21 protein-coding genes and 1 pseudogene are annotated in these 20,326 nt (G+C 73.3%); 10 read left to right on the top strand and 12 right to left on the bottom strand.

Translation table 11 applies throughout. The annotated features are described in order from the left end of the window. Position 1: 1 nt before the first annotated feature. The 3 genes and pseudogenes from kynU to BG452_RS09465 all read left to right on the top strand — a co-directional run bounded on the left by kynU (position 2) and on the right by BG452_RS09465 (position 2,398). Positions 2–1,234, top strand: a complete 1,233-nt coding sequence (gene kynU / locus BG452_RS09455) for a kynureninase (protein WP_188303763.1) — start codon at positions 2–4, stop codon at positions 1,232–1,234. A 321-nt stretch (positions 1,235–1,555) separates the two neighbouring features. Further along, positions 1,556–1,783, top strand: a pseudogene (locus BG452_RS09460) (SDR family NAD(P)-dependent oxidoreductase); the annotation flags it as partial. Between the two features lie 111 nt (positions 1,784–1,894). After that, on the top strand, positions 1,895–2,398 hold the full coding sequence (locus BG452_RS09465; protein ID WP_188303764.1) for a hypothetical protein: 504 nt from the start codon (positions 1,895–1,897) through the stop codon (positions 2,396–2,398). An 89-nt stretch (positions 2,399–2,487) separates the two neighbouring features. On the opposite strand, the gene BG452_RS09470 is transcribed toward BG452_RS09465, so the two are convergent. Beyond that, complete coding sequence (locus BG452_RS09470) at positions 2,488–3,930, bottom strand: choice-of-anchor A family protein (protein WP_188303765.1); 1,443 nt, start codon at positions 3,928–3,930, stop codon at positions 2,488–2,490. A gap of 312 nt (positions 3,931–4,242) precedes the next feature. Between BG452_RS09470 and BG452_RS09475 the strand changes: the two genes are divergently transcribed. From BG452_RS09475 to BG452_RS09485, 3 genes are all read left to right on the top strand, one after another. Beyond that, on the top strand, positions 4,243–4,950 hold the full coding sequence (locus BG452_RS09475; protein ID WP_188303766.1) for a 4'-phosphopantetheinyl transferase family protein: 708 nt from the start codon (positions 4,243–4,245) through the stop codon (positions 4,948–4,950). A 182-nt stretch (positions 4,951–5,132) separates the two neighbouring features. After that, positions 5,133–5,615 carry a DUF2269 family protein gene (locus BG452_RS09480; RefSeq protein WP_188303767.1) on the top strand — a complete coding sequence of 161 codons (483 nt, stop codon included), beginning with the start codon at positions 5,133–5,135 and terminating at the stop codon, positions 5,613–5,615. Positions 5,616–5,688: 73 nt separating this feature from the next. Further along, positions 5,689–6,516 carry a helix-turn-helix domain-containing protein gene (locus BG452_RS09485; RefSeq protein WP_188303768.1) on the top strand — a complete coding sequence of 276 codons (828 nt, stop codon included), beginning with the start codon at positions 5,689–5,691 and terminating at the stop codon, positions 6,514–6,516. Positions 6,517–6,539: 23 nt separating this feature from the next. Here BG452_RS09485 and BG452_RS09490 read toward each other — a convergent pair whose 3' ends face one another. After that, on the bottom strand, positions 6,540–6,968 hold the full coding sequence (locus BG452_RS09490) for a hypothetical protein (protein ID WP_223241974.1): 429 nt from the start codon (positions 6,966–6,968) through the stop codon (positions 6,540–6,542). A 191-nt stretch (positions 6,969–7,159) separates the two neighbouring features. Further along, positions 7,160–8,149 carry an Lrp/AsnC family transcriptional regulator gene (locus tag BG452_RS09495; protein WP_188303769.1) on the bottom strand — a complete coding sequence of 330 codons (990 nt, stop codon included), beginning with the start codon at positions 8,147–8,149 and terminating at the stop codon, positions 7,160–7,162. Between the two features lie 114 nt (positions 8,150–8,263). Here BG452_RS09495 and BG452_RS09500 point away from each other — a divergent pair, with 114 nt between their 5' ends. After that, positions 8,264–9,076 carry an inositol monophosphatase family protein gene (locus tag BG452_RS09500; protein WP_223241975.1) on the top strand — a complete coding sequence of 271 codons (813 nt, stop codon included), beginning with the start codon at positions 8,264–8,266 and terminating at the stop codon, positions 9,074–9,076. On the opposite strand, the gene BG452_RS09505 is transcribed toward BG452_RS09500, so the two are convergent. From BG452_RS09505 to BG452_RS09530, 6 genes are all read right to left on the bottom strand, one after another. Next, complete coding sequence (locus BG452_RS09505; protein WP_411292913.1) at positions 9,069–9,992, bottom strand: amidohydrolase family protein; 924 nt, start codon at positions 9,990–9,992, stop codon at positions 9,069–9,071. The genes BG452_RS09500 and BG452_RS09505 overlap by 8 nt on opposite strands. A gap of 59 nt (positions 9,993–10,051) precedes the next feature. Next, positions 10,052–11,686: an acyl-CoA dehydrogenase family protein gene (locus tag BG452_RS09510; RefSeq protein WP_188303770.1), complete on the bottom strand. Its 1,635-nt coding sequence runs from the start codon at positions 11,684–11,686 to the stop codon at positions 10,052–10,054. Beyond that, on the bottom strand, positions 11,670–12,386 hold the full coding sequence (locus BG452_RS09515; protein ID WP_188303771.1) for a TetR/AcrR family transcriptional regulator: 717 nt from the start codon (positions 12,384–12,386) through the stop codon (positions 11,670–11,672). The genes BG452_RS09510 and BG452_RS09515 overlap by 17 nt, the downstream gene beginning before the upstream one ends. 200 nt (positions 12,387–12,586) lie before the next feature. Next, positions 12,587–14,080 carry a S28 family serine protease gene (locus BG452_RS09520; protein ID WP_223241976.1) on the bottom strand — a complete coding sequence of 498 codons (1,494 nt, stop codon included), beginning with the start codon at positions 14,078–14,080 and terminating at the stop codon, positions 12,587–12,589. 275 nt (positions 14,081–14,355) lie between these two features. Then, the gene (locus BG452_RS09525) at positions 14,356–15,243 is read right to left on the bottom strand and encodes a serine protease (protein ID WP_188303772.1); all 888 of its coding nucleotides are present in this window, start codon (positions 15,241–15,243) and stop codon (positions 14,356–14,358) included. A 163-nt stretch (positions 15,244–15,406) separates the two neighbouring features. After that, on the bottom strand, positions 15,407–16,036 hold the full coding sequence (locus tag BG452_RS09530) for a TetR family transcriptional regulator (protein WP_188303773.1): 630 nt from the start codon (positions 16,034–16,036) through the stop codon (positions 15,407–15,409). Positions 16,037–16,157: 121 nt separating this feature from the next. Here BG452_RS09530 and BG452_RS09535 point away from each other — a divergent pair, with 121 nt between their 5' ends. The 3 genes from BG452_RS09535 (at position 16,158) to BG452_RS09545 (ending at position 17,795) form a co-directional block, all read left to right on the top strand. Further along, positions 16,158–16,313, top strand: coding sequence for a hypothetical protein (locus BG452_RS09535; protein WP_188303803.1), 156 nt, complete (start codon positions 16,158–16,160; stop codon positions 16,311–16,313). A 92-nt stretch (positions 16,314–16,405) separates the two neighbouring features. After that, entirely contained in the window at positions 16,406–16,789 is a 384-nt protein-coding gene (locus BG452_RS09540) for a DUF4190 domain-containing protein (RefSeq protein ID WP_411292910.1), read from the top strand. A 115-nt stretch (positions 16,790–16,904) separates the two neighbouring features. Further along, positions 16,905–17,795 (top strand): metallophosphoesterase, encoded by an 891-nt coding sequence (locus BG452_RS09545; RefSeq protein WP_317620966.1) that lies wholly within the window; start codon positions 16,905–16,907, stop codon positions 17,793–17,795. Positions 17,796–17,888: 93 nt separating this feature from the next. Here BG452_RS09545 and BG452_RS09550 read toward each other — a convergent pair whose 3' ends face one another. The 3 genes from BG452_RS09550 to BG452_RS47610 form a co-directional block, all read right to left on the bottom strand. Next, complete coding sequence (locus tag BG452_RS09550; RefSeq protein ID WP_188303774.1) at positions 17,889–18,185, bottom strand: SHOCT domain-containing protein; 297 nt, start codon at positions 18,183–18,185, stop codon at positions 17,889–17,891. 251 nt (positions 18,186–18,436) lie between these two features. Further along, entirely contained in the window at positions 18,437–19,114 is a 678-nt protein-coding gene (locus BG452_RS09555) for a response regulator (protein WP_188303775.1), read from the bottom strand. Beyond that, positions 19,111–20,238 carry a sensor histidine kinase gene (locus BG452_RS47610; RefSeq protein WP_188303776.1) on the bottom strand — a complete coding sequence of 376 codons (1,128 nt, stop codon included), beginning with the start codon at positions 20,236–20,238 and terminating at the stop codon, positions 19,111–19,113. The genes BG452_RS09555 and BG452_RS47610 overlap by 4 nt, the downstream gene beginning before the upstream one ends. Positions 20,239–20,326 lie beyond the last annotated feature (88 nt).

Genomic DNA, 20,326 nt, shown 5'->3' on the forward strand with positions numbered 1-20,326 from the left:
GATGGGCATGATCACGCGCGAGGAGTGCGCGGCGCTGGACGCCGTCGACCCGCTGGCGGCGTTCCGCGAGGAGTTCACCCTGCCGGACGGGGTGATCTACCTGGACGGCAACTCGCTGGGCGCGCTGCCGGTGCGCACCCCGGAGCGGGTGGCCCGGGTGGTCGAGCAGGAGTGGGGCCGGGAGCTGATCCGCAGCTGGAACGACGCCGGCTGGTTCGAGCAGCCGTACCGGCTGGGGCGGCGGATCGCGCCGCTGATCGGGGCCGATCCGGCGGAGGTGGTCGTCTGCGACACCACCTCGGTGAACCTGTTCAAGGTGCTCGCGGCCGCGCTGCGGCTGCGCCCGGAGCGGCGCACGGTGCTCGGCGACGTCGAGGCCTTCCCGACCGACCTGTACATCGCCGAGGGCGTGACCGGCCTGGTCGAGGGCGGGCGCAGCGTGCTGATCCACCCCGAGGAGCTGGACCGGCACCTGGACGGCGACGTCGCCGTGGTGGTGCTGTCGCACGTGGACTACCGCACCGGCGAGCTGCTGGACATGCCCGGGATCACCGCCCGCGTGCAGGCCGCGGGCGCCCTGATGATCTGGGACGTGTGCCACTCGGTGGGCGCGCTGCCGATCGAACTCGGCGCCGCGAACGCAGACTTCGCGGTCGGCTGCACCTACAAGTACCTGAACTCCGGCCCCGGCTCGCCGGCCTTCCTGTACGTCGCCGAGCGGCACCTGGCGGCCGCCCCGCGGCAGCCGCTGAGCGGCTGGTTCGGGCACGCCCGCCCGTTCGCCTTCGAGCCCGGGTACGACCCGAAGCCGGGCATCGGGCGCTTCCTGACCAGCTCGCCCTCGCTGCTCGGCCAGGCCTCGCTGGAGGTCTCCCTGGACATCTGGGAGCGGGCCGACCTGGCCGCCGTCCGGGCGAAGAGCCTGGCGCTGACCGACCTGTTCGTCTCGCTGGTCGAGGGCCTGGACGGGGTCGAGGTGGTGACCCCGCGCGAGCACGCCCGGCGGGGCAGCCAGGTCGCGCTGCGGCACGCGGACGGCTACCCGGTGGTGCAGGCGCTGATCGCCCGCGGGGTGATCGGGGACTTCCGCGCACCGGACCTGATGCGCTTCGGCTTCACTCCGCTCTACCTCTCGTACACCGAGGTGTGGGACGCGGCCCGGCAGCTGGCCGAGGTGCTGGCGAGCGGTGAGTGGCGGGAGGACCGTTTCTCCCGCCGGGGCGAGGTGACGTAGCCGGGCCACGGGGGTCGGTCGGCCCTCAATGATGCGCAGCATTGATCTGGTGCGCAGGGCAAGGACACCGGCGGGCCATCGAGCTGATCGAGGAGCGGATCACCGCACTGCCGGAGCCGATCCGGCTGGAACGGATCGACCTGGTCCTCACCCTGATCGGCGCGGCCCTGGCCGACCGGGCGCGGCAGTACCTCACCGGGTCCACCCCCCTCACGGACGGGGAGACCTTCCTCGCCGACCTGGTGACGGTGTCCGCCGCCATGCTCTGCGCCCCCACCCCCGAAAGAGCACGTCGGGAACGACCCCACCGGCAGGACCGTCATCATCACCGGCGGCGCCCGCGGCCTCGGCGCCGAGGCCGCCCGGCTCGCCGTCGCGGCCGGCGCCAACGTGGTGATCACCGACGTCCTGACAGACGACGGCAGGGCCACCGCCGCCGAACTCGGCGAGCGGGCCCGGTTCGTCCGGCACGACGTGACCTCCGAGGCGGACTGGCAGCAGGTGGTGGACTTCGCGACCGCGGAGTTCGGCGCACGTCATGGGGCAGTGACGCCTCAGGACCCGTGACGTGACGCAGGTCATGGCCGGGCCGGAGTTCGACCGCCATCACCCCAGGGAAACCTCCTATTTGACGATCCGTCATACCACGGGGAGGTTGACGTGCACATCGAACTCGGTCCGCTCAAGCCCGATCCCTCCATGCTGGTCCTCGGCCTGACCCTGCTCTTCCTGCTGATGTTCGTGCTCGGCGTCCTGCTGTTGCCGCGCGTCGAGCGGATCCAGGCCCAACGGTGGGACGCGACCGAGGGCCGCACCGAACGGGCGGAGGCCGTCCTCGCCGAGGCCGAGGCGGTCCGGGACGCCGCCCTGCACGAGATCACCGAGGCCCGGCACGAGGCCGCCCGGATCCGCCAGGAGTACACCGAGCGGGGCTCGGCGGCGATCGCCTCGGCCCGCGCCGACGGCGCCCGCGACCGCGACCTGCTCCTGCGCACCGGCCGCGCCCGGATCGTGGCCGACCGGGCCGAGGTCGCCGACGTCCTGCGGCAGGACGTCGGCGACCTGGCCGTCACCCTGGCCGGCCGGGTGGTGGGGGAACCGGTGCACACCGTCGCCGCCGAACGCCGCACGGTGGAACGGTTCTTCGCCTCGGCGTCCGACTGACGCATCGTCATCTCAGCTTCCGTTCACCGCCGACGACGAAGGCCGCCCGGGTCGATCCGACCGGGGCGGCCTTCGCATCGGCACGACCGTCAGCTGTGGCGGCCCCGGCGACGGCGGGCGGCCAGGACGGCGAGACCGCCCAGTCCGAGCAGGCCGACACCGGCCAGCCCGAGGACCACCGGCGCGTCACCCGCACCGGTCGAGGGCAACTCACCACCGCCACCGGGGTGACGGCCGGTCGGGTACCCGGACGGGTGGTGGCTGGTCGGAGCGGGGCCCCCGCTCGACGTGGACGCGCCGGCCGACGGCGAGGTGGTGCTCGCGCTCGGGGACATCGGGGAGGGGGACGTCGGCGACGGAGAAGTAGGCGGCGGGGACGTCGGGGAGGGCAACGTCGGCGACGGGGAGGTGGGCGACGGAGAGGTGGGACTCGGCGAGGGCGAGGTCGGCGAGGGGCTCGGGGTCACCTTGCAGTCCGGCAGGTCCCCGTCGAACGGGTAGCTGTGGAGCTCGTAGCCGCCCGTACCGGTGTGGATCAGGTTGCCCGCGAGGTACACCCGGCCGTTCATGCCCGGCTGGGCCAGGGTGGTGGTCCCGCCCGGGTTGCCGGCCAGGACCGAGCCCTGGAACTGGGCGCTGCCGAGGATCTGGGCGTTGGTCGCGGTCGGGAAGTTGTACATCAGCTTGGAGCGCATGTCGGTGGTCCGGTCGCCCGCCAGGCCGGTGCCCGTGTAGGTGTTGATGATCGGGCTGTCCCCGAGCATGTTCACCACCACGGTGGCCCCGGCCGGGATGTTGTCGAAGACCAGGCCGATCTGGCCTCCGCTCGGCGAGGCGAGGTTCTGGGAGACGTTGAAGACCTGCTTCATGCTGGTCCCGTCACCGGTGAAGGTGGCCTGGCTGGAGGAGACGTCGACGGTGCCGGTCGCGGTGGCCCGCCCGACGCAGTCGGAGACCTCCTCGATCCGGGTCAGCACGTCCTGGTACGGCGCGGCCGCGTTCGGGTCCTGGATCGCCTGGCCGGTGGGGTCGATGGCGACGGTGCCGGTGACGCCGCCCGCGTGGCGCAGGTTGCCGAAGGCCGGGCCGTGGGAGTCGCTGCCGCCGATCAGGATCGAGTTGCCGCCCTTCACGTCGACGTCGCCGCCGGTGGTGACGAAGTCGCTGCCGTTCGGCGGCACCACGCGCGAGCCGACGCCCACGACGCCCATGTTGTAGACGCCGCCGCCGTTCTTGTCCACGGTCAGCTTCCCCAGCGTGACGATCTTGCCCTCGGCCTCGGCCGCGCGACCGTTGACGGTGTAGTCGCCACCGGTGAAGACGTTGATGGTGGCGTCCCGCCCGGTGAAGTCACCGTTGTTCGGCGACGGCCAGGTGGAGGGGCAGTCGGGCCCGGAGCAGGCACCCAGCGGCGGGGCCAGCGGAGCAGCCGAACCGACCGTCAGCACGGCGGCCAGCGGCACCGCCGCGACGGCGGTGGCCACGGCGATCCGGACGGCCCGGCGCCGTCCACTGGCGGGCGTTCTTCTCACGGCGGTCGTTCGGTGATCCGGCGAACCGGCGGCCTGACCCATCGACAATTCCTCCGCGCATAGAAAAAGGACAGGCCCGGAGGACCTGCCGCGTTCCGTGTCATTGCTGGCGATCCCACAGATCCGTGGCATCCAACCTTAAAGCGGACTATTCACACCCTATAGACCATCAGGTCCGATCCGAAAACCATTCGAACGGCGCAGGATCCCGACCTGCCCGCCCAGCCGCCCCGCCCTCGGCCCGCTCCCCGAGGTCCGGCTCCGCGAGGTCCGGCTCCCCGCCCGGTCACCGGGCGGGCTAGGTTGGAGGACATGACCACCGAGGCCCAGGAGCAGGACGCACCGCTCGTCGCCGTCGCGTCCGCAGACGCCGTACTGCGGCACCCCGAGGTGGGCGAGCACCTGCTCACCGACATCGAACGGGCCCGCGCCGCACGCTTCCGCCATGAGTCCGGACGGGCCGACTTCGTCGCCGGGCACGTCCTGGTCCGGCTCTGCGCCGCCCGGCTGCTCGGCGTCCCCACCGCCGGACTGGTCCTCGCCCAGCAGTGCCCGGACTGCGGCCTCGCCGACCACGGCAAGCCCTATCTGCCCGACCATCCCGGGGTGGAGGTGAGCCTGTCCCACACCCGGGGCGTGGTCGCTGCCGGGGCGGGCCGCCGGCCGGTCGGCGTGGACGTGGAACTCGCCGCCCGGGGCGGCTCGCTGCGCGCGGTCGCCCGCCGGGTGCTCACCCCGGCCGAGCTGGCCCTGGTCGAGGCGGCGCCGGAGCCGGACCGGGCGTTCCTGCGGCAGTGGGTGCGCAAGGAGTCGCTGATCAAGATCGGGCGCGCCACCCTGGACACCCTCGGGCAGGTCGACCTCTCCGCCCTGCCGCTGGACGTCCCGCCCGGCGCCCCGCTGCGCGGCCGCTTCGAGGACCTCTACCTGCTCGACTGGACCGACCCCGGGCACGGCGCCGCCGTCGCGGCCGTCAGCACCGCCCCGCCCCGCCTGGTGGAGCTGCTCCCGGCGGACTGAGTTCCGGGCGGGCTCTCGGCTTCGGCCGGTTCCGGGCAGGCGGGCCGCCCGGCGGGCCGAGCGGGGGCCACCCGAGCGCGGGGCCGGTGAATAAGCGGTGTTAGCGTGCCTGGTCGTGGGCACGCCGACCGCGCACGCCCGCCGACTCCCAGCTGCCCACCGGATTCAAAGGGTGCCCCGCCATGGCCAAGTTCCTGCTGAGCCTGCACGTCCTCGCGTCGGTCCTGTTCATAGGCCCGGTCGCGGTGGCCGTCAGCATGTTCCCGCGCCGGGCGAAGGCCGCCCTGGCCGGCGGGCCGGACCAGGCCTCGGACGCGGGCGTGCTGCGCGTCCTGCACCGGATCACCCAGGTCTACGCGCTGCTCGGCGTCGCGGTGCCGGTGCTGGGCATCGGTGTGGCCCAGGTGATGGACGTGCTGAGCCAGTCCTGGCTGATCGCCTCGATGGTGCTCACCGCGATCGCCGCGCTCTCCCTGCTGCTCTTCGTGCTGCCCGGCCAGCAGGCCGCCGTGGACGCGCTCGGCCTCGACCCGGCGGACGAGAAGCACACCAAGGCCGTCAGCGGCCTGCGGATGCTGCCGATGACCGCCGGGGTGTTCAACCTGCTGTGGGCCGTGGTCGTGGTGCTGATGGTGATCCGCCCGGGCTCGACCACCGGCGCCTGATCGACGTCTGATCGACGCCCGGTCCCGAGGCCCCCTGCCGCGGGCCCGGCTCGTTCGAGTACCGTCCTTGCCCATGACGATCGTGGCGGGCATGGGCAGCCCCACCGGGACCGGCGTCGGCCCGCTGATCCGCGGCTGGCGGGAACGCCGACAGCTCAGCCAGCTGCAGCTGGCCCTGCGGGCGGACTCCTCGGCCCGGCACCTCAGCTTCGTCGAGAACGGACGCGCCCGGCCGGGCCGGGACCTGCTGCTGCGACTGGCCGAACAGCTGGACGTCCCGGTGCGCGAACGCAACTCCCTTCTGCTGGCGGCCGGTTACGCCCCGCACTACCCCGAGACACCACTGGACGACCCGTCCATGGAGGCGCTGCGCGGCGGCGTCGAGCGGCTGCTCGCCGCACACGACCCGTACCCGGCGGTGGTGGTCGACGGGACCTTCCAGGTGCTGGCGGCCAACCGCTCGCTCACCCTGCTACTGGACGGCGTCGACCCGCAGCTGGTCCGGCCGCCGTTCAACGCCGTCCGGGTCGCCCTGCACCCGGGCGGGCTGGCGCCGCACATCGTCAACTTCCGGCAGTGGCGGGGGCACCTGCTGGCACGGCTGGAACACCGGCTGGAGCTGGTCCGCGCGGAGCCGCTGCGGCGGCTGTACGAGGAGGTCCGCGGCTACCCCGAACCGGCGCAGGAGGGACCGGCCGGGGACACCGCCGAGTACGGGCACCCCTTCGCGCTGCCGCTGCGGATCCGGCACGACGGACGGGTGCTCTCCTTCCTGTCCACCATCGCCACCTTCAACACGCCGCTGGACGTGACCGTCTCCGAACTCGCCATGGAGACCTTCCTGCCCGCCGACCGGGAGACCGTCCGCTACCTCCAGTCCGTGGTCGGCCCGGAACGGTAGTCGGCTGCCGGCGGGCCCGGGCGCTAACCCCGGCCACCGCCGCGGCGCAGCGCGGCGAGCTGGAGGACCACGAACAGGGCCACGGCGGCGGCCTGCAACGGGATCCAGACCGCACCGACCGCGGTCGGCTCGAACCACACCGCGAGCGCGGCCAGGCTGAGCGCGACCCAGGCCGCGTTGACGCCCACCACCACCTCCACTGCGGCGCGCGGGGGACGGCGGGCGGCCAGCGCGCCGACCACGAGGCCGTGGCCGGTGAGGAGCAGCCCGAGCAGCAGCAGGGTGACGCGGCCGACCCCGAGCAGCCGGCCGAGCGGTCCGGCGAGGACCAGGTAGGCCAGGCCGTTGCCGGCCGTGACAACCGCGTCCAGGGCGAGAACCCCGCGGACCGTCCACGGGGAGAACACCGGACCGGGCCGGTCGGGGGTGCCGGTGTACGCGTTCGCGGGCATGCGGATCGCCTCCTGAGCGGGGTGGTGGTGGCCCGGTGGCGCCGACGGCCCTGACCGGACGGCTCCACCCTGCCGGGCGCGGCGCCGGGCGTCGATTACCTCGCGGGTAAGGGCCCCGCCGGCCTCGCGGGGCAAGGACCCCTGGGAACCGCCACGCAGGCAAGGGCCCGCCGCCGCCCGGGCCCGGCCGCTCACGGCCTGCGGGGCCGCCCGAGCAGCACACCCGCCCGCTTCACCGCGCGGGCGGTGATCGTGGTCTCGGCGCGGGTGACGCCGAGCGGGCCGAGGGTGTCGGTGAGGAAGCGGTAGAGGCCGCCGTGGTCGGGGCAGAACAGCGTGGCCAGCAGGTTGGTCGGGCCGCTGGTGGCGAAGACGCCGTGCACCTGGGGGTGGCGGGCCAGTTCGGCGCCGACCCCGGCGAGCCGGCCGGGCGGCACGTCCAGCCAGAGGTTGGCGTCCACGGCCATGCCGAGCAGCTGCGGGTCCACGGTGGCGTGGGTGCGCAGCAGCCCGAGCCCGTCCAGCCGGTGCAGGCGGCGCCGGACGGTCGACTCGGGGGCGCCGGCCGCTGCGGCCAGTACGGCATGGGACTGCCGGGCGTCCTCCTCCAGCCGGTCCAGCAGCGCGCGGTCGAGACCGTCCAGCGGCGGGGGTGTGGCCGGGCGCGGGACGAGGGGCCGGGCGAGCGCGGCGGCCTCCTGGTCGGTCAGCGAGCCGGCCCGCCACTGCCCGGCATCCGCGAAGGCGTGCAGCACGGCATGGGTGGTGGTCTCGGTGACGGCGTCGGTCGCGGGCAACTGCCCGTACAGCAGGCGGTCGCGGGCGCCGGCGTCGCTCAGCATCACGGCGCCGACCTCGTGGCCGCCGAGCATGATGTCGACGAACGGGACGTCTGGCCGGTCGGCCAGCGCCCGGGCGATGGCGTCCACCCGGCCGCGCAGCACCCGGACCCGCAGCAGCAGCGCGCCCACGGCGGCGTCCTCGACATCGGGCATCCGGACCACCCGCAGCACCCCGGCCTGCCGCATCCGGCCCAGCCGGCGGGTGACCGTCCGGGCGGAGACCCCCAGCACCTCGGCGATCCGGCCGGGCTCGGCCCGTCCGTCCACCTGGAGGGCGCCGACCAGGCGGCGGTCGAGGGCGTCCAGCACGGTGTCCGGATCGTTCGTGGTGAGGTCCATGGTATCCGATCTCCGTCGTTCAAGGCTGATTGAGCGTCCTGTTCGGCAGCCCTGACGGTACTCCTTGTCCTGTTCGGCCGGAGCGGACCGGCCACCGGGGAGAGGGAGAGCGCGATGACGACGACGGAGCTGTGGACGCTGGCGGAGGCCGTGGAGGCGGCGGTGCGGGAGGTCGGCGCGAAGCTGGCCGCGAACCGGCCCGCCGAGCCGACCCCGGCGCGGACCGTCGACGAGGCGATGGCACGGTTCGCCGAACTGGACGGCCCGGCCGCCACCGACCTGCGCGAGCGACTGACCGCGCTGCGCCCGCAGGCCGGCTGGCTGCCGGAGGAACTGGACGGCTCGGTGCCCGCCGAGGGCGAGTGGTGGGTGTGCGACGCGACCGACGGCGCGGTGCAGTACCTGCTCGGGCAGCCGCACTGGGCGCTGACGGCGGCCCTGGTGCGCGACGGCGTGGCGGTGCTGGCCGTGGTGCACGCCCCGCAGCTGTTCGGCGCGGGCCGCACCTACCGGGCGGTGCTGGGCGGCGGGGCGCAGTTGGACGGGCGGCCGGTCGCGCCGCTGGAGCGGGAGTTGGCGGCCACCGTGGCCGCCACCAGCCAGCCGCCGCTGGTGGCCGCCGACCCGGTGGCGCTGCGCCGGGCCGGCGAGTCGCTGTCCGCGATGGCCGGCGCGGTGCTGGCGGTGCGCAACCTCGGCCCGACCGCGCTGCAGGTGGCGCAGGTCGGCTCCGGGCACCTGGCGCTGTTCTGGGAGTACGGGCGGGACGCGGGCAACCTGCTGCCCGGCGCCCTGATCGCGAGCGAGGCGGGCGCGACGGTGACGGACGCCGCCGGGGCGGCCTGGACGGCCGGCTCGGACAGCTTCCTCGCCGCCGCGCCCGGACTGCACCGGGACGCGGTGGGGGTGCTGGGCGCCGTCAGCTGAGGCCGAACAGCGCGGCCGCGTTGTCGTGGCAGACCGCCCGCAGCCACTCCTCCCCCAGCCCCAGCCCGGCCAGCGCCTCCAGCTGGTGGACGTACCGGTACGGGATGTTGGGGAAGTCACTGCCCAGCAGGACGCGCTCGCCCAGCCCGCGCAGCCGCGGCAGCTCCTCGCGCGGGAACGGGACGTCGGCCTCGGCGAAGTCGGTGAACGCGATGGTGGTGTCCAGTCGGACGGCCGGGTGGCGTTCGGCCAGGTCGAGGAAGTCGCGGTACTCGGGCATGCCGAGGTGGGCGACCACCAGGACCAGGCCCGGGTGCCGGTCCAGCACCGCGCCGATCGGGCCGGGGCCGGTGAACTTGCCCGGCATTGGCCCGGATCCGCAGTGGGTGACCACCGGGGTGCCGGTGTCGGCCAGCAGCCCCCAGACCTCGTCCAGCCGGGCGTCCGTCGGGTCGTAGCCGCCGACCTGGAGGTGCGCCTTGAACACCCGGGCGCCGTCCTCGATCGCCCGCGCCACGTAACCGGCCGCCTCCGGCTCGGGGAAGAAGGTCGCGGTGTGCAGGCAGTCCGGGGTGCGGGCGGCGAACTCGGCCGCCCAGGCGTTCAGCCAGCCGGCCATGCCCGGCTTGTGCGGGTAGAGCATCGAGGTGAACGCCCGGACGCCGAAGTCCCGCAGCCGCTGGACGCGCTGCTCCTCGGCCTCGCGGTAGGTGATCGGCCAGGGGCGGTTCACCAGCGGGCCGGCCGCGTCGAAGTACGCCCACACCTTGTCGAGGACGTTCTTCGGCATGAAGTGGGTGTGCACGTCGATCAGTCCGGGCAGGCCGAGGGCCTGCCAGAACTCCCGTACGCTCCGGGCTTCCTGGCCGTCCGCGCGGGCCTGTTCGTCGTTCGCGCGGGCCTCTTCGTCGTTCACGCGGGCCTGTTCGTCGTTCACGCGGGCCTGTTCGTCGTTCACGCGGGCCCCTCGGTCGTTCACGCGGGCACCGGGCGGGCGCGGTCGATGATCTCCGTGGTGTCGACGCCGGAGGGCAGGGTGCCGAAGGCGGCGCCGTGGTCGCCGCCGAGCCGGCTCGCACAGAAGGCGTCGGCCACCGCCGGGCTGCCGTACCGAACCAGCAGCGAGCCCTGGAAGGCCAGCGCCATCGACTCGACCAGCCGCCGGGTGCGGTACTCCAGGTCGCTCACGTCGCTGAGCTGCTTGCGCAGTTCGGCGACGGCCGCGTCCAGCCGGCGGTCCGCCCCGGCGGCCGCGTCCAGTTCGCCGAGGAAGGCCTCGACCGTCTCCGGGCGCTTGGCCATGGCGCGCAGGGCGTCCAGCGCGGCGACGTTGCCGGAGCCCTCCCAGATCGACACCAGCGGCGCCTCGCGGTAGAGCCGGGGCATCCCGGACTCCTCGACGTAGCCGTTGCCGCCCAGGCACTCCAGCGCCTCGGCGGAGTGCGCCGGACCGCGCTTGCACACCCAGTACTTGGCCACGGCCAGGCCCAACCGCCGTACCAGCGCCTCGGTTTCGTCCCCGGCCAGGGCGAGGTCGGTGGCCCGGGCCAGCCGCATCGCCACGGTGGTGGCCGCCTCGGACTCCACCACCAGGTCGGCCAGCACGTTGCGCATCAGCGGCTGGTCGACCAGCGCCTTGCCGAAGGCCCGCCGGTGCAGGGCGTGGTGGACCGCCCGGGTGGCGCCGTAGCGCATCCCGGAGGCGGCCCCGACGGTGCAGTCCAGGCGGGTCATGTTGACCATCTCGATGATGGTCTGCACACCCCGGCCCTCCCCGCCGACCAGCAGGCCCACCGCGCCGTCGTACTCCAGCTCGGCAGAGGCGTTGGACTTGTTGCCGAGCTTGTCCTTGAGCCGCATCAGGCGCAGCCGGTTGCGGCTGCCGTCCGGGAGGACGCGCGGCAGCACGAAGCAGCCCAGCCCGCCCGGGGCCTGGGCGAGGGTCAGGAAGAGGTCGGACATCGGCGCCGAGGTGAACCACTTGTGGCCGGTGAGCCGGTAGCTGCCGTCCGACTGCGGGACCGCCGTGGTGGTGTTGGTGCGGACGTCCGAGCCGCCCTGCTTCTCGGTCATCGACATGCCCGCGATCAGTCCGCGCTTGGTGTGCGGCTCGCGCAGCCCGTAGTCGTACTCGGTGGCGGCCAGCAGCGGCTCCAACTCGGCGGCCAGGTCCGGGCTCTGGCGCAGCGCCGGGACGGCGGCGTAGGTCATCGAGATCGGGCAGGTGTGGCCGGCCTCGACCTGGCCCCAGACGAAGAACTTGGCGGCGCGGGCGGAGTGGGCGCCGGGCCGGTCGTCCCGCCAGGGCGCGGCGTGCAGGCCGTACGAGACGGCGGTGCGCATCAGCTCGTGCCAGTACGGGTGGAACTCGACCTCGTCGATCCGGTGGCCGAAGCGGTCGTGGGTGCGCAGCACGGGCGGGTTCTCGTTGGCCAGCCGGCCCCAGTCGGCGGCCTGCTCGGAGCCCGCCAGGCGGCCGAGTTCGCGCAGTTCCGGCTCGGCCCAGCCGGCGCCGGCCCGGTGCAGGGCGGCGAGGAGGGTCGGGTCGGCGGCGGTGTCGTGGCCGTACGGCAGGGGCACCTGGTTGGTGACCTCATGCGTCGCTGTCATCGCGTCCTCCCAGGGCACGCAGGGTGAAGGAGACCAGGGCGGGAACCACCTCGGCGGTGGCCCGCTGGGGGTCTGAGGGTTCGGCCGTCTCGGCCGTCTCGGCTGTATCGGCCTTTTCGGCTGCCTCGGTCGGCTCGGCTGGTGCGGCCGTCTCGACCGGTGCGGCAGGTGCGGCCGCGAGCGGGCCGGCCAGCGCCTCGCCGACCGCGCCGACCAGGGCGGCGGCGGTCAGCACCGGGTCCTGCGCGGGAAGTTCGCCGGCCGCCACGGCGGCGGCGATCTCGGTGGCGATCACGTCCCGGAACGCCCGCCGGAAGACCAGGCGCTCGCCGTCCACCACCGCGTCGGCAGGCTCGACCAGCAGCGCGTACGCCAGCCGGGGCGCGCGCAGGGCGCGGGCCGCGAAGGTCTCGACCACGGCGGCGATCCGCCGCTGCGGGGTGTCCCGGCGGGCGACGGCGGTGTTCACCGCGGCCATCTCCCGGGTGACCACCCGGCGGAACAACTCCACCGAAAGCTCGGCCTTGTTGGCGAAGTGCTGGTAGACGCTGCCGGTGGCGATCCCGGCGCGGTCCGCCACGGCGGCCATGGTGCAGCCACCGTAGCCGCGCTCGGCGAGCAGGCCGACCGCCGACTGCAGCACCGCCTCGCGCTGGGCGTCCAGGCGGGCTTGGACGGCGGGGGTACGACGGTAGGCCATGGAAGCATTGAAGCACTGATTCACTGCTTCGGGGAGGGGGCGGCGTCTCACCGCTCGTACCGCTCGCACCGCTCGGTCGGCCCGTTCCGCTCGGTCCGCCCCTTCCGTGCGAACGACGGGAGGCCGCCCCGGGCGGGGCGGCCTCCTGGTCCTGCTGGTCCTGCTGGTCCTACTGATCTTGCTGGTCCTGCTGCGGGGCGTTACAGCGGGCGGCGCTCCTGCTCCAGCCGCTGACCCTCGATGTCGAGCGGGCCGAAGGGCGCCCCCGTCTGCGGGGACTTGGCCAGCGAACGGGCGTCGCCCTGGTCGCCCAGACCGGCCCACTCCAGCACCTTGGCGGTGGCCTCCCCCGACTGCGCGGCCGGCAGCTTGCCGATGTTGGAGCCGTGGTTGCCGCCGGGCACCACGTAGACGTAGCTGTCGTCACTGCCCCGGCCGAGGTGGAACGGCTTGGCGCCCCACGGGTCGTTGCCGCCGTAGACGAACATGATCCGCTCGCCCTCGCGCTTCACCCAGCGGTCGATGTCGGGCATCGCGTGCGGGTTGAAGACGGTCGGGATCTCCTTCGGCACGTAGGAACGGGCCGAGTAGAGCTCCTTGTAGTCGTAGTGCAGCTGGTCCTTCAGGTACGAGACGTCGAAGTACGGCGCACCCAGCTCGGTGGCGGCCTGGTAGTAGTACGCGGTGTACTTCGCCAGCGACTGGTCGCTGTTGCCGGTGATGCCCGACTGGGCGTCGTACCACGCGTACAGCTCGTCGTCGGTCGCGGTGGCGGCCACCGGGACCTTCGCGCAGTCCGACTCCAGGCTGTACTGCCAGAACGCCCAGACCACGTCGAGCACACCGGCCTCGTAGGCGCGGTCCGGGGTGCCGAGGGTGTTGAAGGTGGAACCCGCCGCCTTGTTGTCGGCGATGTAGCGGGGCTCCAGGCGGTCACGGCGCACCAGCAGTTCGCGCTGGGCGGCGTTCAGCTTGGCGCGGCACTCGGGGGTGCCGACGGTGCGGAAGAAGTCGGTGTAGGCCGAGTAGTCGCTGACATCGGTGTTGTTCGGCGCGACGTAGGCGATCGTGCCCGCCACGTCGTCCGGGTAGAAGCGCCGGTAGAAGGTGGAGGACATGCCGCCCTTGCTGGCGCCGGTGGAGAGCCACTCCTGCTGGTAGATCCGCTTGAGCGCGGTCACCAGCTTGTGGGAGTCGGCGGCCTGCTGGCGGATGCCCGCCTTGGACCAGTCGGCCGGCTCGGGGCGGGAGGGGGTGAAGAACCGGTACTCGATGGAGACCTGGTTGCCGTCCACCAGCCGGGTCGGCTCGGTGCGGGACGGCGTGGTGCCCAGCGTGTAGCCGTTGGTGTAGAAGACCGTCGGGCGGTCATAGCCCCGGTGCAGCACGCTGAAGCGCTGCTGGAAGGTGCCCAGCCAGGGGCGGAAGTGGTCGATCGGCTGGGTGTAGGTGGCCAGGAAGTAGCGGTGGCCGGTGGTGGTGGGCTGCTCATCGGTGATCGTCACGCCGGGGATCGCCGCCAGGCGGTCCTTGATGTCGGCGGTCGGGTCGTCGGCGGGGCTCCGGCCGTGCGCGGCCCCGGCCGCCTCGGCCCCCTGCCCGGTGGCGGCCGAGGCCGGGGCGGCCAGGACACCGATCGCGAACATCGGTATCAGCAGGACGGAAACCAACAGCCTCTTCAGCTTGGTGGTCATCAACTCTCCATCTGGTCAACGAACATGACAGCTGCCTCATCGGCACAACACTGCGGTGCGGATGGTGCGGCGGCCGCCCGGTGGACGGCCGAATGGGCCACCCGCCTGGTCGCGGGTGGCCCATCGGGGGAAGGTGCTGGTCAGGGGGCTTGCCTCGGTTCCGTCGGCGGCTCGGGCGGTCGCCCGCCGAGGGGGTGCGGCGCGGACGGACCGGGGCTCAGGAGTGGGCTGGGGCTCAGGAGTGGGCTGGGCTGGTCAGGACAGGCCGATGAGGCCTACGGGCGGGGCAGGGCGCAGCCCGCCAGGGTGAGGTCGAGGCGATTGCCGGGTGCGAAGCAGGCGGGGATGCCGTAGGTCTCCTGGGCGTAGCCGATGCCCTGGTGCACCGTGACCGCGCCGGTCTCGTCGACCTCGCACGGGTTGTCGAGGGTGCAGGACTCGCCGCTCTCGTTGATCGTGTTGTTCACCGCGACGAGCTGACCGGTCGAGGCGTCGACCACCGGCGAGCCGGAGGTGCCGCCGATGACGTTGCAGCCGGAGGTGTAGCGGACCGAGTCCTTGAAGGTCCAGTCGGCCTCGTTCAGCTGGTAGGCGAAGCCGTCGATCGAGCAGGAGTAGATCTTCTTCCAGTAGCCGGAGACGACCCGGATGTCGGCACCCTGGGTGGGGTGGGTGTCGGCGACGGTCAGCGGCGAGATCCCGTACTTCGACTTGATCGAGGCGTAGCTGGTGTTCAGCTGGTAGATCGACACATCGGTGTCGGTCATGGCGCCGTAGACCACCTTGGTCGCGCGCAGTGTCGCGAGGCGGCCACCAGTGGCGCTGAGCAGGGTGAAGGTCCGGCTGGAGGACTGGTCGAGCACGACTTCACCGGGGCCGGGCATACCGGATTCCAGGCAGTGGCCGTTGGAGAGCACGAGGGCCGGGTCGGACGCGGCCGAATTCGGCATCCGTACCAGTGAGCCGGAGCAGTTGCTGAGCGCGACTGTCCCGGCGAAGGTGACGGCGGCGGCCCGGGCCTTCGCCGGGGCCGCCGGGGCGGCGGCCTGGGCCGGAGCGGCAGCCCGAGCCGGAGCGGCAGCCTGGGCCGGGAGGGCGCCGACGAGGGAGGTGGCGCCTACGGTCAGGAGCGTTGCGAGCATGCCTATGAGCGGCTTCTTCATGAGAGACCTCTCGGTGTGGGGGTCCCCCAAAACTGTCGCGGACATGACTTACTGTCAAGAGTCAAAACGAGACCAAGAAAACACCCCTGGCCACGAGGGCCGGCCCACTCCCCCGCCGAGCCCACCAGGAGCCCGCCAAGATCCCGCTAGAGACCTGGAGTGCTCAACTCCCCTGCCAGTGAAGCCGACCGAGGCTGATCAGCCGCAGTTGCAGCCGGGCGGTGGCGGCGATCCGCTGCTCGCGGGCGGGGTCCGCCTCCTGGGCCTCCAGGAAGGCGGAGGCCGTCGACACCATGTGGTCGACATACAACTCGGCGAGCATCCGCAGGTCCTGCTCGCTCCAGCCCTTCGAGACCGGCTGGAGCGCCAGGGCGGAGCCGACCTCGGCGGCGAAGCGGCCGAGCTCCGCGTCGATCGCCTCGCGCACCTGCCGGACCCCGCCGTGCCGCTCGCGCGCCAGGAAGCGCACGTGCGGCCGGTGCTCGCGGACGTGCCGCCGGATCACGTCCACCGCACGGTCGATCAGCTCCTCGGCGCCGTCGGCCTCGGCCAGCACCGAGCGGATCATGACGTGCAGGCTGGCCAGCGACTCCTCGACCAGCGCGACGCCGAGGGTGGCGAGGTCGGGGAAGTGCCGGTAGAAGGCGGCCGGGGACAGCCCGGCCTCCCGGGTGACCTCGCGGACGCCCAGGCTGGCCAGGTTCTGATCGGCCAGCAGGTGCAGCCCCGCATCCATCAAGGCCCGCCGACTCTGCTGTTTCTGGGCCTGTCTGGCCCCTACGGTGTGACTCACGCCATTCAGTAAACAGTCGTTTGCCGAAATTGGCCAGCCGGGCGTACAGTGGGACCCGAAGTCAGTGAACACTTGTCAACCGAAACCGGCGCAGCACCAGCCGTAGCTGAAGGAGCCAGCCGTGATCCTGTTCTCCGCACTGGTCGCCATGGGAATCCTGATCGGCACCGCCGCCCACCTCCCCCTCCCGGTGTTCCTCGCCGCCTCCGCCGCCATCACCGCCTGGCTGCTCGCCTTCGGCGCCCGCGAGGGCATCGCCCGCCTGCGGCACCGCTGACCCGGCCGACCGCCGCAGGCCCCAGCAGGCCACCACCGGTCACCAGAAGCCCCGCCGACCCGTCCACTCCCGATGAGAGGACCGCCACCGCCATGAGCACCGCCACCAACCGTGCAGTCAACGGCCGTGCAGTCAACGGCCGCACCTTCGCCCGTCGCGGCACCACCGACCGTGCCGCCACCGCCCACGCCATGACCGAGCGCACCGTCACCGAGCGCACCGCCGATGACCGTCAGGGCACCGCCGAGGCCGACAACCTGGCCATCGCCTCCTTCCTCCTCGGCCTCCCCGGCCTGCTGCTCTTCAACATCGTCCTGGGCCCGATCGCCATCACCCTCGCCACGCTGGCCCTGGTCCGCGGCACCGACCGCCGCATCCGCGCCTTCCTCGGCCTGGCCCTCGGCATCACCTCCCTGGTCATCCTCGCCGTCACCACCGCGACCTCCCACGGCGTGCTCATCGACCTCGGCTCCTGAACCACGCTCAACTCCCCGGCCCCCGCGCCGAACCACTGATCACCTCAACCCGGCCCACGACCCCCGCCCGCCACGTAGGGTGGCCTCATCGGCCGGGTGACCACAGGGGGCAGGAGTGAGTACCGAGATCCGCAGCGACGCACCGCCGGCGCCCATCGAGGCGGGCGGGGGCGGACGGCTGCTCGCGGTGAGCGATCTGCACATCTCCTACCAGGAGAACCGCGAACTGGTGGAGAAGCTCCGGCCCACCCACCCCGACGACTGGCTGCTCGTCGCGGGGGACGTCGCCGAGCTCACCACCAGCATCGAGTGGGCGCTCGGCCTGCTCGCCGACCGCTTCGCCCGCGTGGTGTGGGCGCCCGGCAACCACGAGCTGTGGACCCACCCCGAGGACCCGGTCCAGCTCCGCGGCGTGGCCCGCTACGACCACCTGGTGGAACTGTGCCGCGCCCTCGGCGTCGTCACCCCCGAGGACCCGTACCCGATCTGGCAGGGCGCGGGTGGCCCCGTCCGGATCGCCCCGCTCTTCCTTCTCTACGACTACTCCTTCCGTGCCCCGGGCACGACCACCAAGGAGGAGTCCCTGGCGGCCGCCTACGAGAGCGGCATCGTCTGCGCGGACGAGCGGATGCTCTACCCGGACCCGTTCCCGGACCGCGACTCCTGGTGCCGTGAGCGCGTCCGGCTGACCGAGCAGCGGCTCGCGGCCTGTGACCCGGAGGTCCCGCTGGTCCTGGTCAACCACTATCCGCTGGTCCGCCACCCCACCGAGATCCTCTGGTACCCCGAGTTCGCCCAGTGGTGCGGCACCGAGCTGACCGCCGACTGGCACCGCCGCTTCAACACCGCCGCGATGATCTACGGCCATCTGCACATCCCGCGCAAGACCAGCTACGACGGCGTCCCGTTCGAAGAGGTCTCGCTCGGATACCCGCGCGAGTGGCGCAAGCGCGGGCTGCCGGACCCGCTTCTGCGGGAGGTGTTCCCGCAGGTCACGGTGGGCTGAGCGTCGGCGCCCGGATCCCGGTGCCACCGACGCCGTGGACCTCCACGGCGTCGGCAGCCCGGGCGGCGGTGCCACGTCCGGCGGCGAGGACGGTCACCTGGCGCCACCGCCCCGGTCGGTGTCCCTGGTCGGCTCCGTGAGCACGGCCCGCTTGGCCCGGTATTCCTCGGCGTCGATGTCGCCCTCGGCGTAGCGGCGGCCCAGGACGGCGAGCGGGTGCTCCGCCTCGCCGGCGGCGCCGGCCGCGGCCGCGAAGCCGCAGGCTCCGCGCCGCCGCCAGACCGTCCGGCGCAGTAGCGCGATCACCAGGACCACCACGGCGATCCAGAGCAGGGGTACCAGCAGGATCCAGGCGCCCGGCCCGTGCCAATCTGCCAGCTGCGTGTACATCGCGCTTCATCTCCTCGCGGTCGGCTCCACACCCCCGGGGTTTCCCGAGGTGCCTTGAGCGTCCCGCCAAGGGATCTCATCGCGCGTCCTCCCAGCAGCGGCAGTTGGGCTACTCCCGCGAGAGTACGAACGCCCCACGACACGCCGGGCCGGAAGTAGCCGTCTAGGCCGGCCGCCGCCACCGAAAACGGGCCACCGAAAGCAAGCCGCCGGCAGCAGGCCGGCCGCCCGGGGAGCCGAGCCGCGGGCCGTCAGCCCAGCCAGCCCGGCCGCACCAGCCCCGACTCGTACGCCAGCACCACCAGTTGCGCCCGGTCCCGGGCCGCGAGCTTCACCATCGCCCGGCTGACGTGGGTCTTCGCCGTCAGCGGGCTGACCACCAGCCGCCGGGCGATCTCGTCGTTGGACAGCCCCATGCCGACCAGCGCCAGCACCTCGCGCTCCCGCTCGGTCAGCATCGAGATGTCCGAGAGTCCCGCCGGTGCGGCCTCGGGCCTCTTCGAGCGGGCCGCGAACTCGCCGATCAGCCGCCTGGTCACGCCCGGTGAGAGCAGCGCGTCCCCGGCGACGGCGACCCTGATCGCCCGCAACAGGTCGGCCGGCTCGGTGTCCTTGACCAGGAAGCCCGCCGCCCCCGAGCGCAGCGCCTCGAAGACGTACTCGTCCAGCTCGAAGGTGGTCAGCACGACCACCCGTACGGAGGACAGCGCCGGGTCCGCGGCGATCCTCCTGGTCGCCTCCAGCCCGTCCATCCGGGGCATCCGGACGTCCATCAGCACGACGTCCGGCACCAGTTCGCGGGCGAGCCGCACCGCCGCCTCGCCGTCGTCCGCCTCGCCGACCACCGTGAGGTCGTCCTGGAGGTCCAGCAGGGCGCGGAAGCCCGCCCGGACCAGCAGTTGGTCATCCGCCAGCAGTACCCGAATCAATCGCTCTCCGCCTTCGGTGTCGGCAGCTCCGCCCGGACCCGGAAGCCGCCGTCCGGCAGCGGCCCCGCCGTGATGGTGCCACCGAACGCGGACGCCCGTTCCCGCATCCCGACCAACCCGCTGCCCGACCCGCCGGCGTCCCCGACCACCGCCGGCCCCGGGTCCTCGACCAGCACCACCAGGACGGCGCCGTCCCGCCAGTCGAGCACCACGACCGCCTCCCGGGCCACCGAGTGCCGGATGACGTTGGTCAGCGCCTCCTGGACGATCCGGAAGGCGGTGAGGTCGACGGTGGCGGACAGCGGGCGGCGCTCGCCGTCCTCGTGCACCTCGACCGCCAGGCCCACCCGGTCGGCCTGCTCGGTGAGTTCGTCCAGCCGGGCGAGCCCCGGGGCCGGCCCGCGCGGCGCCGCGTCGGGCCCGCGCAGCGTGGCGAGCACCTGGCGGACCTCGCCGAGCGCCTCCTTGCTGGTCGACTTGATGGTGACCAGCGCGGTGCGGGCCTCCTCCGGCCGCCGGTCGAGCAGCGCCAGCGCGACCCCGGCCTGGATGTTGATCAGCGACAGGCTGTGCGCCAGGATGTCGTGCAACTCCCGGGCCATCTTGAGCCGTTCCTCGTTGGCCCGGCGCTGCTCCAGCTGCTGCCGGTAGGCCCGGTGGGCGGCGATCCGCTCGCGCCGGAAGCGGATCAGCTCGGCGACCGCCAGCACCAGCAACAGCCAGGCCAGCAGCCCGAGTTCGGCCTGCCAGACGAACCTGGTCGGCGCGGCGTGCTGCCAGCTGTCCGGCAGCACGAAGGTGGTCAGGACGTGTACCAGGTACACCCCGGCGACCCCCGCCCAGGCCGCCCGGCGGTGCCCGCAGCCGATCGCGAAGCAGCAGGCGATCACCCAGCTCAGGAACACCGGCCCGTACGGGTACCCGGCGGCCAGGTACCCGGCGGTGACCACCGACGTCCCCGCCACCGCCGCGACCGGGCGGCGCCCGAACAGCGCCAGCAGCGCCGGACCGAGCAGCAGCAGAACGTAGCCGAACACGTCCAGCGGGACCCGGCCGCCCTGGTGGCGCGCGGCGACCCCCGACCCGACCACCTGGACCACCGCGGCCGCCAGCGCCACCTGCACCGGCAGGCCCGACCGCGCCGACCGACCCGACCGACCCGACCGCGCCCACGGTGGGCGCCACGGCCCGGGCGGCGGCTCCGGCGCCGGG

This window comes from Streptomyces sp. CBMA123 (assembly GCF_014596465.1).
Lineage (GTDB): Bacteria > Actinomycetota > Actinomycetes > Streptomycetales > Streptomycetaceae > Kitasatospora.

Coding starts and splice junctions, on each gene's coding strand:
- kynU (WP_188303763.1), top strand. CDS start 2: ATGGGCATGATCACGCGCGAGGAGTGCGCGGCGCTGGACGCCGTCGAC.
- BG452_RS09475 (WP_188303766.1), top strand. CDS start 4,243: ATGACCACCGAGGCCCAGGAGCAGGACGCACCGCTCGTCGCCGTCGCG.
- BG452_RS09480 (WP_188303767.1), top strand. CDS start 5,133: ATGGCCAAGTTCCTGCTGAGCCTGCACGTCCTCGCGTCGGTCCTGTTC.
- BG452_RS09485 (WP_188303768.1), top strand. CDS start 5,689: ATGACGATCGTGGCGGGCATGGGCAGCCCCACCGGGACCGGCGTCGGC.
- BG452_RS09490 (WP_223241974.1), bottom strand. CDS start 6,968: ATGCCCGCGAACGCGTACACCGGCACCCCCGACCGGCCCGGTCCGGTG.
- BG452_RS09495 (WP_188303769.1), bottom strand. CDS start 8,149: ATGGACCTCACCACGAACGATCCGGACACCGTGCTGGACGCCCTCGAC.
- BG452_RS09500 (WP_223241975.1), top strand. CDS start 8,264: ATGACGACGACGGAGCTGTGGACGCTGGCGGAGGCCGTGGAGGCGGCG.
- BG452_RS09510 (WP_188303770.1), bottom strand. CDS start 11,686: ATGACAGCGACGCATGAGGTCACCAACCAGGTGCCCCTGCCGTACGGC.
- BG452_RS09515 (WP_188303771.1), bottom strand. CDS start 12,386: ATGGCCTACCGTCGTACCCCCGCCGTCCAAGCCCGCCTGGACGCCCAG.
- BG452_RS09520 (WP_223241976.1), bottom strand. CDS start 14,080: ATGACCACCAAGCTGAAGAGGCTGTTGGTTTCCGTCCTGCTGATACCG.
- BG452_RS09525 (WP_188303772.1), bottom strand. CDS start 15,243: ATGAAGAAGCCGCTCATAGGCATGCTCGCAACGCTCCTGACCGTAGGC.
- BG452_RS09540 (WP_411292910.1), top strand. CDS start 16,406: ATGAGCACCGCCACCAACCGTGCAGTCAACGGCCGTGCAGTCAACGGC.
- BG452_RS09550 (WP_188303774.1), bottom strand. CDS start 18,185: ATGTACACGCAGCTGGCAGATTGGCACGGGCCGGGCGCCTGGATCCTG.